Genomic DNA, 15,730 nt, shown 5'->3' on the forward strand with positions numbered 1-15,730 from the left:
GAATAGCAACTTGCATTAATCATGGATTCAATATCCCGAAGCCTATTCTGGCACCATATTATAACACAAAAAAGCGGCAAATTCGAAAATTGGCCGCTTTTTAATCGTTAAAGATTTGGTAAATGTACCGTTCATGCGGGTATACCCTTACATTAGCATATCTAGATCATTTTTGTTAGTCTTGTTTACTTTCTTCGTGCCGGATGCGGAGTGTCTCGCCATGTCCTAACACTCGAATGCGCTCTTCGTTAATTCCCAGCCGTTCGCGTTCAGCTTCCATTCGATCCAGTGCTTCCTTGGGGGTGTCATCCGCCAGCTTAAACGTTCCATAATGCATGGGGACCATAAGCTGGGAACCCGTTTCTACAAATCCCTGCAACGCTTCTTCCGGCGTCACATGCTGGGAGGTCATGAACCATTCCGGGTCGTACGCACCGATTGGCATCAAGGTGACACCAATGTCGAAGCGTTCACCGATCGTTTTGAATCCCTTAAAGTATCCTGTATCCCCTACAAAATAAATGACTGGCGGACCGCCAGGAGATTGATCAGCCGATGCTTCTATTGGATCCGGGTGATTCTGTTCCAATACATAACCGCCCCAATGGGACGTGTTCGTATCAAATAAGGTTCGGCGCGTCCAGTGCTGTGCAGGTACAAAGGTTATTTTGACTCCGCCTAGCGTAATATGTTCCCACCATTTCATCTCATGACACCGGCGGAATCCTTTGCGCACCATTTTGCGCTTGAGACCATCAGGAACAATGAGCAGTGTCTTGGCCGTGACCAATTTCCGCAGCGATGCGAGATGCAAATGATCGTAGTGTGAATGCGAGATCAGAATGACATCCAAAGGTGGAATATCCTGAATCGGTATGCCAGGAGCACCGAGTCTGCGCTGAAATCCCATTTTCTCGGCCCAAACCGGGTCAGTCACGATGTTTAGTCCATGATATTGAATAAAAAACGTGGAATGCCCAATCCAGGTAATCGTGGTTTCAGCCCGGTTGGCGTGCAAATAATCCAGCTCAGGTGGGTGCTTGGGCACGGTGTAGGAATAATCCTTAACTTTGCTGCGCCGTTGCTCCCTCCATTGCTTGAATTCCTTCAACGTTTTGTCCGTACTTACATTATCAATGTTGTTATAACGGATTTTCGGCATGAAAGGGCCCTCCTCCCCTCCTCGTATCTTAACAAAAGATTACCCCGAATTGGAAAGTACGTACCAACGAATCAATCCTTTGGATTTTTGCACTTCGCCAAGTAGACGAACAAAAACGCAATTGCAGCCACGATAATCAATGGTGGGGCGTACATAATCGTAAAGGTCTCAAAAAAACTTAATCCCGTTATACCGGGAATCCCCCTCACTCCCTCGTCAGAGCTGAGAAGTAACCGTGGAAGCATGATGAACAGCATGTTGGGAAGCATCAACGGACTCATCCTTTCTTTTTGCCAGCATTACCTCGCACATAGTTGGCATCAAACAGAAACAGCTTCATAATGAGCACAAGTGAAGGAATGAGCACCAGCAGTCCCAGGCTGAACGCCGTAATGAGCGCAATACCCATCGTCTTGTTCGTAAAGCTGTCGTAAATATTAATGTACGGATACAGAATGTATGGAAGATGTGAGCGCCCATAGCCGTACCAGGCAAAGGCAAACTGCAGCATGACGGCGATAAAGCACCAGCCCAGATATTTACGTTTCCATACCAGCGAGACGGCGATCACAAAACAGATAAAAGATGCGATAAACATCCATGAGATATTTAACATCTGCTCAAAGTGTGCGGGGTTCTGTTTGTTAATTTGCAAAAATGCCAGGAAGCTGGCAAAGATCGTCGGCAGACTCCATAGGAGCGCATACTCCCGAAGAACTTCAAACGCAGTCTCATCCTCCGCCCGCTTGGCATAGTAGGAAAGAAACATCGCGGAGATATAGAGCACACTTACCAGTGCAAGCAATACAACAGACCAGGTATACGGATTCGTCAAAAACTCACGCCAGCGAAAAAACACCTGATCACCCACCTGCTCAATAATTCCACCTTCGGATATCGCCAAAATGGTGGAAAACACCGCCGGAATCAGCAATCCCGTCGCTCCGTACAATGCCATATAGATCCGGCTATTCTGCCCATTGTTCCCATAGGTATTATAGGCGTAGTACACGCCCCGGATCGCAAGCAGCACAATCGCCAATGAACCTGGAACAAGCAGCGCAGTCCCATAATAAAAAGCGCTATCCGGATAAAATCCAACCAGACCAACCACAAAAAAGATCAGAAACACATTCGTCACTTCCCACACGGGTGAGAGATAGCGCTGAATAATGTTATGAATTTTGTTCTCGTGTCCGGTTAATATGCTGTAAAAGCTGAAAAATCCGGCTCCAAAATCAATCGAAGCCACGATCAGATATCCAAACAGAAACGTCCACAAGATCGCGATGCCTGCAATTTCAAAGCTCAATGCACGATCCCTCCTTCCAGGCCGAGAGACTCCAGTTCCTTCTCTGCTTCCTTGTTACGAAACAGCTTGCTAAGTACCCGTATCGCTGAGAAACAAAGGATCAGGTACAGCAGGATAAACAGAACGAGCATCCAGCCTACCGAGGATGATGTTGTTGCTGCTTCCGATACCTTCATGTAACCGCGCAATATCCACGGCTGTCTACCGACCTCGGCGAACATCCAGCCCAGCTCAATGGCAATCATAGCCAGGGGGCCAAGCAGGACGATGCCGAGCAAGAGCCACTTGGGATAAGGCTTGCGCCCCGGCAGCCAGCGCCGGAACACATAAAGCACCGGGATCAGCAGAATGATCACGCCGGTCGTTACTTTCAGGTCAAACATATAGTGAATGGACAACGGCGGCCTCAGATCGGCCGGAAATTCTTCAAGCCCTTTCACTTCCGTGTCCGGTCTGTTTCCCGCCAGTATACTGAGTGCATAGGGAATCTCAATGGCGTATTTCACTTCATTGTTCTCGTCAAGAATACCGCCATAGACCAGCGGCGCCTTCGTCATCGTTTTGAAATGCCACTCTGCGGCGGCGAGCTTCTCCGGCTGGTATTTCGCCAGAAATTTACCGGAAGAATCTCCGATCATGACGGTACTGACCGCAAATACGAGAGCACATACCGTTGTGAGTTTAAGTGCCTTTTTGTAATACACATGATTCCGACCCCGAAGCAAGCTGAATGCGGCGATGCCCGCCAATATCCCCGCACTCAATGTGTATGACGAGGCGAGCACGTGAGATACCTTGGTTGGGGTAGCCGGATTCAGCATCGCAGCAATCGGATGGATGTCCTTCATGATGCCATTAATCAGGGTGAACCCCTGAGGCTGGTTCATAAAGGAATTCACCGTTGTAATGAATATCGCAGAGGCAGAGGAACCCAGTGCCACCGGAATCAGCAGCAGCATATGCGTATATTTCTTTTTGAAACGGTCCCAAGTGTAAAGGTAGATTCCAAGAAAGATCGCCTCCACAAAAAAAGCGAACGTCTCCATAAACAGCGGCAAGGCAATGGCCTGCCCTGCTACTCGCATAAACATCGGCCACAGCAGGCTGAGCTGTAAACCGATTGAGGTGCCGGTAACGACACCAACGGCAACGGTAATGACGAAACCTCGCGCCCATCTGCGCGCCAGCAAGGTGTAATGGATATCATTGGTGCGCAATCCGCGCCATTCAGCCAAGGCGATCATGAGTGGAACGCCTACACCGATGGAAGCAAAAATGATGTGCACAAACAGGGTAAGACCGGTCAGCATCCGGCTGAGCAGAACAGGGTCCAGGGATGACATGGGTTACACTCCTCTTTCACATAATCGTTATGTACGACTTCATACCGCCGCCTGAGTGACGATATGACTCAATAACTCATAATCCGGATAATACTTTTGACAACGGCATACAGCACGATCACGGCTGCGACCAGGCAGACGATAATAAGGGTTTTCTCTTGTTTACGGAACATAGACCTGCCGTCCTCCTTTTGCATGGCATGCAAATTATGGCTCTATAGACAGTTTGCAAAAGAAGTTGTTTTTTTATCCGGGAAATTTTGAAAAACAAAAAAAGCCTTTATCTGTTTCAGGATGAAACCATCCATCCGATCAGATAAAGACCTCATTTGCCTTACAAGAGTTCGTCCTGCTTGGGCAATCGAACCTTGAACGTACTTCCTTTGTGCGGCGCGGATATAAAGGTAAGCGTACCCTGGTGATCCTCTACAATTTTGCGCGAAATGTAAAGCCCCAGTCCAGTCCCGCCAATCTGACGATGATCCGAATTGTCCACACGATAAAACTTCGTAAATAGCAGGTCCTGCACATTCTCTGGAATACCTATTCCATAATCACGTACATCGATGCATAACCATTCTTTTTCTTCCCACAGCGTAATATCGATTCGATCCGCTCCAGGTGAGTACTTGACTGCATTGCCAACCAAATTATGCATTAACTGAACCATCCGGTTCTGGTCCGCATAAGCAAAAAAGTCTCCATTAAACGCATGCACATAGATGCGCTGAATGGATTGCATATTCCATTGCTCAGCAACACCCTCAACCAACTCAAGCAGCGGCACATACGTCATGTGGTAGGTCATGCCTTCGTTATCCAGACGTTGAATATCAAGTACATCATCCAGCAGACTGCTCAGCCGTGCGCCTTCTGAAGATATGGTTTCCATGAACTCCTTACGCTGTGAAGCGGGAAGATCATACATCATCATTAACTCTACATAGCCCATAATGGTCGCAACAGGGGTACGAAGCTCATGTGAGACCACGCTGATCAGTTCGTTTTTCATCCGATTCAGGCGTTCTTCCTCCGTACGATCGCGGAACACCAAAAGAAATCCATGGTTTTTACCCGGAACATCCATTTGCTTCATGTACAGGGAAAATACACTCTTTTCCACATCATTAAATATAAATTCAGTCTCGACAAAGGCCCGTTCTCCGTTCAAAAATGCGCGAGTCTGCTCCACCAGATTGAATTCAGAGGTTAATATCCGCGTATCAATGGCCTGAGCCAAGTCTTCAATGGATCGGCCCGAAAAATCTCGGAGACCAAACATTTCTTCAATCCTTCTATTCACGATCGTGATGGTTCCAGAACGATCAGACATGACCAGACCTTCCCGGACGGATTCTATGAATTGCTCGCTAATATCCCGCTGTTCCTGAATGGCGACTTTTTCATGAAACAGCTCCGCATTCAGCTTCTCCAGAGCCAGCGCATGACGTACACGGTCTTCTTCAGCCCTTGTGCGCTCAGTAATATCCTTAATAAATAGGTTATAAAGTATTTCGTTATTTCCCAATTGGATTTCTACGATCTTGTACTCAATCGGAAAAACCGAACCATCCCAGCGGATACCTGAAATCTCTTCCACAATGACATGCCGTTTACCCCGGATATATTCGAATCTCTCCAGCATTGCCTTGATTTCCATACAGCTCGCACCCTGAAAAAGGGATGGAGCCTCCTTCTCGAATACCACTTCTTCCCGTTTCAGTCCAAACATTCTTTCGGCTTCAGGATTAAATTCGATAATCAGCCCGTTTGAATCCACAGCAATAATGGCATCAATCGATGAATCAATAATGGCGCGTTTGATCTCCTCACTATTCTTCAATTCCTTGGTTCGCTCTCTGACCCGGTCCTCCAGGGTGAGCTTGTCCTGACGAATCTGTTCGAATTGTCCCAGGAGTACATCAGCCATCTTGCGCAAATTGCCAATCAGTATCTGTACTTCTGTTACATGGCTGGTTGGCCATTCCATCTCCCCATTACGAAATAACAGCCTTGGAAGAGAGCCAGTCATGCGTGTAAGGCGCTTTAATGGACTTATCACTTTTCGGCTGAGAGGAGCGGCCACAATCATGGAAGCCACAAAAATGATGAACAGAGATTGAAGTGTGGTCAAGTAGATCGCCTCAATCCGAGTGTAGTAATTGGCTGAGTTGGTCTCAACAAATACTCGATAAGGCGTACTTGTGGTCATATCTGCTTCGTACATGAACGATGCCTGTTTCCAGTGAGTAAGCACATCGCTATAATAAGCATCCCCGGATTGGAACAGTATGCTGTTCTCCCCCGGCTTGAGAAAACGATATTTGTTGATATCCAGGTATTCCCCCACCGGAATCGTATCCAGTCCAGAAGCAATGACCTTATCATCTGGGTCAAGAATGATGACATTCACACCCAGTAGATGATGATAACGTTCCATACTTTGATGCATGTTCTCTTGGGTTAGATATCGATCATTTAAATCCTTGATCACAGCATTCGCAGCATGCTTTAGATTAGATACAATGGTGTCATTGATCTGACCTAGCTGTCTGCGGCTATCGGCCGATAACAGAACAAGAGAAACAACGACTACAAAAGCTACGACGTATTTAAAAGCAATTCGTGTGAGCGGAATGGTTCCTGTTCGTTTCGACTTCACCTCGCCATTGGTAATCCAGAAATCCACTACAATACCTGCAATCAGCGCGTTAACCATGCTGGTCACAGCGACATGCATATATCCATACTTCAATTCTTCAAGATTCATGCCCAGCATGAAATATCCGTAACAGGTCACTGGCAATAACATCACGACCCAGAATGCAGCATTGGCCTTCATAAGGCTTCCATTTTTCCAGCGTATCTGCCATCCCAGCATCCAGATTAGTTCAATAAAGTGAGCGCCCATCATAAAAAAACTGTTAGGGACCAGACCTGCACATAACATACCCAAGGCACAGATCGCTATCAGGGTGGTGAATCCATATATGGCTCCGTGTAAGCGCAAAGCAATAAAAGCTGCGGCTGTGCCGAACAATAACTGTACCCCGTAAAACAGAGTCAACGGAAATATCGTTCCCAGCGCACCCAGGATAATAAGTATGGCCGTACCCAACCACGGAATCCGGAGTTTGATCACCATCCACTCCAACACCTTGCTTACCTTTATGTATTCCATAGGCAGCTGCCCTTATAACTGATTTCTATGTTTGCATTCAACAACAACGTTGGTACCTCCTATGGATTAAAGCTCGTAAGATCTACTTTATTTCCCTCAAACCGTTCTGATACATTATACTGTAATAACTACTCGATGTAGCTTTGGGAAATTTTGAATGATCGGCAAATGAGCTGCATTCATGGTAAAATACTGAAGTTTGGCTAAAGTTGTATAGATTCGACTACATATGCATCCTATATTCTGGAATACAAACATTAAAAATTTTGCAGCATTTCTACACAAATCACGGCATTTTTGCAGAAGTTTCTTAACAAATTCATTTCATCAGGAGTGTGACCTCAATGTCTATCAAAGTTCTTCTTATAGAAGATGAGAAAAATCTGGCCGACATGATTGCTTTCTTTCTTGAGGAGGAGGGTTACATAACTGAACGGGTTCATCATGCACGAGAAGCACTTCAACTTTTTCCACGATTCCAGCCCGATATTGTAGTGACTGACTTGATGCTGCCTGAAACAGACGGTAATGATCTGGTTGATGCGTTTCGCCAGCACTCGACTGTACCCATATTAATGATTTCGGCCAGCACTATGCTGAATGATCGGCTCCGAGCATTGCACAATGGTGCGGATGATTTTCTTTGTAAACCCTTTAGTCTGAAAGAGCTTGACGCACGAATTAAAGCATTACTGCGCAGATCGGCCATCTCCTACCCGGACAAGCCGATAAAAGAGGACAAACCCGCTGAAGTTGTCGGACATGTCAGTGTGAATGATTACAGAAGAACCTTGTTTGTGGATGGCATTGAAATTGAGGTCACTCATATTGAGTTTGAAATTATGAAGGAGTTGTACCGAAATCCCGGCAAAGTGTTTACCCGCAATGAACTCATGGATCGAATTAAAGGCTCAGAACGGGCATATCTGGACCGTACAATCGATGTGCACATTTCCAGCCTGCGCAAAAAAATTGAACCCGACCCCAAAAATCCAAGGTATATCAAGACAGTTTGGGGAACGGGATATAAATACGTCATTTAGTACATGCCGAAATGAATAATGGCTCATGTCCTCTCTCTGTCATCGTCTGATCGACTGGGTTGAGGGCTGAGCTGTTTTTGTTTTGTATGCAAAAGAATGCAGCCACCGCTGGATTTCCATGATCAGCCGATCTGGTTCTTCCTCTTGCCAGAGGATCATCTTTATCAGACCCTTACCCGTAATAAGCTGCAAATGGCGCTTGCGAATCAACGATTGGAAATCCGTAATCACCAGTAAAGGAATCTGAGGCATAAATGCCCGAATGGCATTTGCTGCTGATACGGCTTGCCCAGCATCCTGATAATCCACAATACAATAGTGAGCTGTGCCCCATTCCTCCCCCTCCTCGTTATTCAGGTTCTTTTCTCTCTTCACTGCGGACTCCCTCTGCTCAACTGTTATCCATTCATTCAACAATTCAATCATATTGTCATAATCAATACCACGACTTCCGTCCGAAAGTACGGTAATGGGTTCCATAGGTATAACCTCCAGTTCATTCTCTCATCTTATTGTGCCAATCTTCATTTAAAAATGTTCGTGTGTGAACATAAAAGAAGTGTTAACTATCTTCGTACGTCTTAACAAACTGTGTAAGGTTCATTACCCATTTCGCAGTTTGCGGCAATTCATGTAAAATAGGGATATGCCCGTGTCCATTGCGGGAACTTTAAGAATGAATCCGGTACAGGAGGTTATGAACCGATGAATATTGTTTCCATTGAACCAACACCCAGTCCCAATACGATGATGCTGCATCTGGACGAACGTCTGGAGGACGGGGTCCGCAGAACATATACACTGGATAACGAACGATCTGCTCCGGCGTTTATTCGCCAGATGCTTCATATTCCCGGAGTAAAAAGTGTATTTCACACCACCGACTTCGTAGCGCTTGATCGCAAGGGAAATGCGGATTGGTCCGTCATTCTTGGCGAAGTTCAGAGTCGTCTGGGCCAACAGGGTATTGATCTGGACTGGATTGAATCTGAAGATGCCTCTGGTGAACACTTCGGTGAAGCACAGGTATTCGTTCAATTTTTCAGAGGTGTGCCGATGCAAATTCGGGTCAAAGCCGGTGCCAAGGAAGAGCGGATTTCGCTCTCGGATCGGTTCGTCAAAGCCGTTACTGAAGTCGCCAGCGCAACGCTGATCAAGGAACGGAAACTGAGTGATTATGGCGTCCGCTACGGTGAATTGCCTGAAATCGCAAGAGAAGTTGAACAGGAGCTGGAAGCAGCCTATCCGCCAGAGCGTCTGGAACGCGTAATTCAACAAGCCATTGAGCACGGCACCAATGCCGAAGAGTTCGTGGAACGTCGCCGTGAGCTGGATGGTGCCGAGCTTGAAGAGGCTCTGCATCATGAGGACTGGAATGTTCGCTACGCTGCATTTGATGGCATGGAGCCTACAGCAGAACGACTGCCACTCGTAGCCCATGCACTTCATGACAGTAAAATGCAGATACGCCGGCTGGCTGTTGTATATCTCGGTGATATTCGTACACCGGAAGCAATGGAACTGCTATACGAAGCCCTGCAGGACAGTTCGCCTGCTGTACGTCGGACTGCGGGAGACACCCTCTCCGATATCGGTGATCCAGCAGCTACGGCAGCCATGACAGCTACGTTATCCGACAAAAGCAAGCTTGTACGCTGGCGTGCGGCCCGCTTCCTGTACGAAGTGGGAACCGAAGAAGCAGAGCAGGCTCTGCGGAAGGCAGCGGATGACCCTGAGTTTGAAGTCAGCCTGCAAGCCAAAATGGCACTGGAACGGATTGAATCCGGGGAACAGGCAGCCGGAACCGTATGGCAGCAGATGGCCGGGCGTAACAAGACGTCGGAATAGTCCTTTTGATTCATATCCAACAATTGTTATTGCACTGGAATACCATGGGGGTTATACTGATTGTCTGTTTACTAAACAGGACATTGAGTGTTACGTTCTGTGATTTATAATTTCATAGACAATAGATACACCTCATCCATGATGAGGTAGAGGTCGCGGGTGCGATCAGTACGCTGAAGGAGGCGCTAAGGAGCCGCTTATGAATTCAGCCGAAAGGTGCACCCGCCGAAGCCCGCAGGACGGTTCCTTACGTTGTCCAGCGCGGCTGGGGCTGTTGCCGAAAGGTGCAGAACTGTCACAGATGTATGATGCCTTCCCCGGAGGGTATGATTTCTTCTGTGTTGAGCTATCTTAAACATTTGGGACGAGGTGCGGACGATTGATAATAAAGACCGCAGGCTAATGCCTGCGGTCTTTTGTGTTATTTTCCATTGTTCTGAACCCATTAGTACTGAAAGAAGGAGTGTTTGCATGCAAGACCGCAACAACCAAACCACGACAGGACCCACCCTGAAAAAAGGATTACGCGCACGACATATGACCATGATCGCACTCGGTGGATCCATTGGTACAGGACTGTTCCTCGCAAGCGGAACCGCCATTTCCAATGCAGGCCCAGGCGGTGCACTGATTGCTTATGCTGCCGTTGGCATCATGGTCTTCTTTCTTATGACCAGTCTCGGAGAACTGGCCACCTTCATGCCCGACTCCGGTTCATTCAATACGTATGCGGCCCGCTTCGTCGATCCGGCCCTCGGGTTCGCCATGGGCTGGAACTTCTGGTACAACTGGGCCGTCACCATTGCGGCAGAGCTTGCAGCCGCAACCGTACTCATCAAATACTGGTTCCCTGACAGTTCATCCATGTTGTGGAGTCTGTTGTTTCTCGTATTAATTTTTGCCCTGAATGTGTTGTCCGTTAAAGGCTATGGAGAGTCGGAATACTGGTTCGCCATTATCAAAGTCGCTACAGTGATCATCTTCCTTACCGTTGGTGTGCTCATGATCTTCGGCATTATCGGCGGAGAAGCGGTTGGGTTCAGCAACTTTACTGTAGGGGATGCACCATTCCATGGCGGATTCTTTGCGGTTCTCGGTGTATTTATGGCTGCCGGGTTCTCTTTCCAGGGAACGGAGCTCATTGGTGTCGCAGCCGGTGAGAGCGAGAATCCGCGTGAAAATGTCCCTCGTGCTATTCGGCAAGTGTTCTGGCGTATTCTGATCTTCTACATTCTGGCGATTACCGTCATCAGTCTGATCATTCCTTACACCCATCCGAATCTGCTCAAAGGTGATCTGAATAATATCGGAGTCAGTCCGTTTACGCTTGTCTTTGAAAAGGCGGGTCTGGCCATTGCTGCTTCCGTCATGAATGCCGTTATTTTGACCTCTGTACTCTCTGCCGGGAATTCAGGTATGTATGCTTCAAGTCGTGTTCTGTATGCTCTTGCCAGGGATGGCAAAGCGCCGCGCTTCCTGGGTCGGCTGAACAAAAAGGGCATTCCGATGAATGCCCTGCTCTTGACTACAGCGGTGGGTATGCTCGCATTTCTAGCCTCCCTTTTCGGTGATGGTATTGTATACACCTGGTTGCTGAATGCATCTGGTATGTGTGGCTTTATCACCTGGCTCGGCATTGCCATCAGCCATTATCGCTTCCGCCGTGCGTATGTGGCCCAAGGCCGGGATTTGAACGATCTGCCCTACCTTGCGCGCTGGTTCCCATTCGGTCCGATCTTTGCTTTTGTGTTATGTATCATCGTTATTATTGGACAGAACTATCAGGCGTTCACGGGCGATCAGATCGATTGGAGCGGAGCCCTCGTCGCTTACTTGAGCGTTCCGCTGTTCCTGATCTTATGGCTGGGTTATAAATTCATTAAGAAAACAAAGGTTGTTCCATTACAGGAATGTGATTTTACAACTACAAATGAATAACGATATTGCTAAGGCAACCTTCTTCCGCTGGAGAGAAGGTTGCCTTTTTGGTTCGTCCAAGTTTCGGGATAGATATCACTCAAGCAGAAAAAGAACGCTCATTCATGAGCGTCCTTGTTCACTATAAGGTGTGTCCTATTATAATCATTCATACAAAGTCTGCTGTCACATGGTCCAGGTAATCTTCACACGCAGATCGACGGTATCCTCCATGTTGGACACGTAATACGATATCGACTTCATGCCAAGCTGATACAAATCCTGCAAATCCTCTACTAGTCCCGTTTCAGTACCCTTGTATCTGAACGTCAGCGAGGTTCCGCCATCCTTGAGCACACTCTGAACTTTTGTTTTCAGCGCGGAATGACCACTAACCGCATCGCTTTCGTCATATAGCGAATATTCCAGCGCATGATACAGCTTCTGATACGCGGCTGCCTTGCTGCCTCCCGCCTTCACCAAAGTTTGCAAAGCTTCACGATAAGGGGCAGTTGCAGCAGGATACTTGCCTTTAGCTGTCCAGACATGGTCACGTGCCATCTCATCATCACTGAGCAAATAATAATTGTGACTTACCTTGCCCTTACGGTCAGGAGTAGGATCATCCCACGTCGTGTCCATATGATACCACTTGCCATCCAGCTTGACGAGATTCCAGGCGTGTAATTGCTCACCAGCCGTTCCTTCCACAATCCGGTTCTCTATACCCACCCGCTCCAGCATGCGATAAGCCAGCAGCGAATATCCCTGACATACGGTACTGCCGGTTACAAGTCCGTCGTATGCAGTATATTTCTGCAAGGATGTATCGTAGGAAAGGTTAAGTACAATCCAATCATGAATGGCTTTAACCTTCTCATGATTCGTCATACCGGGCACGATAATCTCTTTCAGCACATTGGTCACCTTGCGGTTCACATAATCGGTCTGTTCTTTCGTTTCCCGATAGGCCAATTTTACATGCACCTCTGCGGATACATTGGAGCCTTTATAGTTAAATGCGTAACTTTTAACGGTATATTGAATATAGGGATCACTGGTCATTGCTTCGTCAATGGAGCTCTGCAACTGTTTCTTGAGGCCTTTCACATTGCCTTTGTATGTAAAAACAAGTTCCTCCGTTCGCTGGGACATCGCGGTAAGCAACGTCTCGCGCAGATCCGTATTCGTGGATATGTCTGATGTTCCCGACGCCGCGTACAGCTGATCCAGATCGACTGCATGTGGCAGTGCCACAGCGACGAGACAGCCAGCCAATAGCAGGGTTATCACTCGTTTTCCGTGCTTGCCCATGAAAGGATACCACCTCTCTTTGCAAAGTTCTCATGCCTCATTGTATCACAAAAGGGATTGACGGCAGGCTTCTAGTTTTGTCGAAAAGCATCAAAAGAGACCCTCCGCAGAAGGTCCCCCTGTCTTCAGCAAAACAAACCTAACCTACCCGTTATCCTCATCATATGACTCTTCCGGGCATTTATGCAACTAACTCCAATCAATAAAGGCGATTGCCGCTCATAAAGGTATCCGTCTTGCCCTGAAGCTTGGCCAGTCGTTCCAATACCTGGGCCGCTTCGGCAACCGTCACTTTGCGCGCAGGCATGAAGCGTCCTTCAATCGGAGGCAGCAATCCCAGCTTGATGCTGAGGGAGACCGCTCCCTTGTTGCTGACCGCACTGGCATCTGCCAGGTTGGGAAGATCCGAAGGCAACGTGTAGAATCCGGCCAGTTTCTCATAGCGCAAAATGCGCACGAGCAATACTGCCAACTCTTCGCGAGTCATCTCCTCTTCTGGATTTAGCTTCGTTTCAGAGTCGGCACCCGCTAACCAGCGCTGATCGATCAATGTCCGCACAGCTTGGTAATAAGGGCTCTCCGGGGCGATATCAGCGTATAGATTGCCATCCCCATCACCGCTATAATACACATCCAAATTTGGATTAACTGCTCTTGCCAGATAGGTAAACCAATCACCTTTGGTGATGACCCGGTCTGGGAATACACGTCCCAGTTCATCTGCAAGAAGGACTCCATGCTGTACCATGCTCTGCAGAGCTGCTTCAGCGGCATGTCCCATAATATCGCTAGTTGTAACTTGAACTGCCCCAGTCGTACTGCCGTACATCGACTTCCATTCTCCCGTGTTGGCATCCAGCACTTCATAGGTTATACCAGTCAACGGACTGTCAGTACGAGTAGGCATGTAGGCAAGCTTCACACCCATGGGGACGGATTCACTGTTGCCCATGCTGAAGCCTCCATAACGAGAGTAGGCCAGTACCAATTTGAATTCTTCAAGATAGGTAGCCTTGGCTTTCTCATAACTGATGGCCGGTTTGACATCCGTCGGCAGCTGCTCTGGCGTTGCAGCAGCCAGCGCATAAAATTCATTGAGCGTTCCATCATTTGATACTTGTACCTGAACCGTATCATCCTTAACCAAAATTCCGTTTAGGTACCGTTGGAATATAAACGTTCGTGCATTATCCAATTCAAGCACCGATGAAAGTCGGAATTGCTTGCTTGCATCCGGCACAAGTGAGATGACAGTATTGATCGCCAGTTTCTCCGCCTGAGATTTGGTCATGGTCTTGCCTTTCACTTCCGTCTCCGGCTTCTCCTGCTCGATGCCCGGCATCATGCGCTGATAAATGTTCACACTGTAGATCTGTCCGGTTGCCGCATCAACCTGTGCCGAAATGTCTCTCATAAACATATAAGACACACTTGCATTGCGGTTGCTCCAGCTCAGGCTCCAGACCTGATTGTTTGGACTTGCAAAACTGCCTTTGGTTAACTGGCTATAATCCATTTGATAGCCTTCCGGTATATCAAAATTCTTTTTAACCAGCTTCTCTGCCTGCTGAGCATTCAATTTCGATCCAGTATTCGGTGTGAAAGCAGCTACACTGCCTCTAAGAGGTTTGTCCTCCTGGGAAACTTCCTGGGCAAGGGCTTTACCTGTCACGCTGTTGATTCGATCCATTGTATCCGCATCTAGTGGAATAACACTTGAGTTCTTCGGCGTGTACCCTAAGTAATACTTCTGGCCTTTGCGAGAAGAAAACTGTTCTTCGCTAATATAAGCCAGCTGAACATCGAACTGTTCCTCGAACTTCTGCTGAGCCTGATCCGCTGAAATGGCTGCCTTCGATGATGGATATTCAGCTCCAATCGTAGTTCGCGAATATCCCGTCACTAAACCGCTCTGATCCACACTTATGTAGGCTGTTTCCGCCTCAGATACCAACCCTTCATGCTTCAGCTGGTAGCTGTAAGTATATTCTGTTCGGCCAAATAGGGATTGCTGCGCGTTGTTGATATACCGTTCATCAACGGCAACAAAACCACCTTCCTTCAGATTCGGAATTGCCTTATACAGAAACTCATCTGCCTGCTTTCTTGCTTCCGTTTTCGTTAATTTCGTCTCTGAATCCGAAATCTGCTTTTCCAGCAACTCAGAAGGCAAATGTACACTTAGCACTTCCCCTGTAACCGCATGTACTGTTGCGTTGAATCCAGTGGATCGGTTGCCTTCACGCAGTTCAAATCCGATATCCCACGCCTTGTAATCTGGTGGTGGAAAAGAGTTCGGTGAATCAAATTTTGCGAATGAAATCGTCGCCTTTTTCAACAATGGAAATAATTTTAGTATATTCTCGCTGGCTTGCTTGGAGGAGATTTTGGCTCCTTCAGGCACCTCGTTGTCTGTTAATCCAAGTGGTTGTTCCGTTTCTCCCGCTGCGGCTTCTGTTACCTGTTCCCCTGTCGCTGCCGACGCGCTGCCTGCAAACCCTGGTGTCTGTGATGCCAGAAGCAAAGTTGCCATGGCTGCTGTAGCCGCTTTGGCTGTAAACATTTTGAATCGTACATTAAAATTCCAATTAAAACTCAAATCTGGACCTC

Annotated in this window: 10 protein-coding genes and 1 riboswitch; of the genes, 3 read left to right on the forward strand and 7 right to left on the reverse strand. The window is 47.5% G+C overall.

Annotation, left to right across the window (positions count from 1 at the left end; genetic code table 11):
- Positions 1–175 precede the first annotated feature (175 nt).
- The 4 genes from BMW94_RS18210 to BMW94_RS18230 all read right to left on the reverse strand — a co-directional run bounded on the left by BMW94_RS18210 (position 176) and on the right by BMW94_RS18230 (position 6,962).
- Entirely contained in the window at positions 176–1,162 is a 987-nt protein-coding gene (locus BMW94_RS18210; protein WP_091000415.1) for an MBL fold metallo-hydrolase, read from the reverse strand.
- Between the two features lie 277 nt (positions 1,163–1,439).
- Entirely contained in the window at positions 1,440–2,474 is a 1,035-nt protein-coding gene (locus tag BMW94_RS18220) for a cytochrome d ubiquinol oxidase subunit II (protein ID WP_091000417.1), read from the reverse strand.
- Positions 2,471–3,817 carry a cytochrome ubiquinol oxidase subunit I gene (locus BMW94_RS18225; RefSeq protein ID WP_091000418.1) on the reverse strand — a complete coding sequence of 449 codons (1,347 nt, stop codon included), beginning with the start codon at positions 3,815–3,817 and terminating at the stop codon, positions 2,471–2,473. Before BMW94_RS18225 ends, BMW94_RS18220 begins: the two co-directional genes overlap by 4 nt.
- 334 nt (positions 3,818–4,151) lie before the next feature.
- The gene (locus tag BMW94_RS18230) at positions 4,152–6,962 is read right to left on the reverse strand and encodes an ATP-binding protein (protein WP_175480753.1); all 2,811 of its coding nucleotides are present in this window, start codon (positions 6,960–6,962) and stop codon (positions 4,152–4,154) included.
- A 380-nt stretch (positions 6,963–7,342) separates the two neighbouring features.
- Here BMW94_RS18230 and BMW94_RS18235 point away from each other — a divergent pair, with 380 nt between their 5' ends.
- Positions 7,343–8,041 (forward strand): response regulator transcription factor, encoded by a 699-nt coding sequence (locus BMW94_RS18235; protein WP_091000420.1) that lies wholly within the window; start codon positions 7,343–7,345, stop codon positions 8,039–8,041.
- Positions 8,042–8,080: 39 nt separating this feature from the next.
- On the opposite strand, the gene BMW94_RS18240 is transcribed toward BMW94_RS18235, so the two are convergent.
- Positions 8,081–8,521, reverse strand: coding sequence for a hypothetical protein (locus BMW94_RS18240; protein ID WP_091000421.1), 441 nt, complete (start codon positions 8,519–8,521; stop codon positions 8,081–8,083).
- Between the two features lie 225 nt (positions 8,522–8,746).
- Between BMW94_RS18240 and BMW94_RS18245 the strand changes: the two genes are divergently transcribed.
- Both BMW94_RS18245 and BMW94_RS18250 read left to right on the forward strand, forming a co-directional pair.
- Positions 8,747–9,889, forward strand: a complete 1,143-nt coding sequence (locus tag BMW94_RS18245) for a virulence factor (RefSeq protein WP_091000422.1) — start codon at positions 8,747–8,749, stop codon at positions 9,887–9,889.
- Positions 9,890–10,028: 139 nt separating this feature from the next.
- A riboswitch (Lysine riboswitch) is annotated at positions 10,029–10,246 on the forward strand.
- A gap of 114 nt (positions 10,247–10,360) precedes the next feature.
- A complete protein-coding gene (locus tag BMW94_RS18250) occupies positions 10,361–11,827 on the forward strand; it encodes an amino acid permease (protein ID WP_091000423.1) in 1,467 nt (488 codons plus the stop codon).
- A gap of 165 nt (positions 11,828–11,992) precedes the next feature.
- On the opposite strand, the gene BMW94_RS18255 is transcribed toward BMW94_RS18250, so the two are convergent.
- Positions 11,993–13,120 (reverse strand): transglutaminase domain-containing protein, encoded by a 1,128-nt coding sequence (locus tag BMW94_RS18255; protein WP_091000424.1) that lies wholly within the window; start codon positions 13,118–13,120, stop codon positions 11,993–11,995.
- 199 nt (positions 13,121–13,319) lie between these two features.
- Positions 13,320–15,719, reverse strand: a complete 2,400-nt coding sequence (locus tag BMW94_RS18260; protein ID WP_091000425.1) for a YcdB/YcdC domain-containing protein — start codon at positions 15,717–15,719, stop codon at positions 13,320–13,322.
- Between the last annotated feature and the right edge of the window lie 11 nt (positions 15,720–15,730).

The organism is Paenibacillus sp. OK003 (assembly GCF_900109515.1).
Taxonomy (GTDB): domain Bacteria; phylum Bacillota; class Bacilli; order Paenibacillales; family Paenibacillaceae; genus Paenibacillus; species Paenibacillus marchantiae.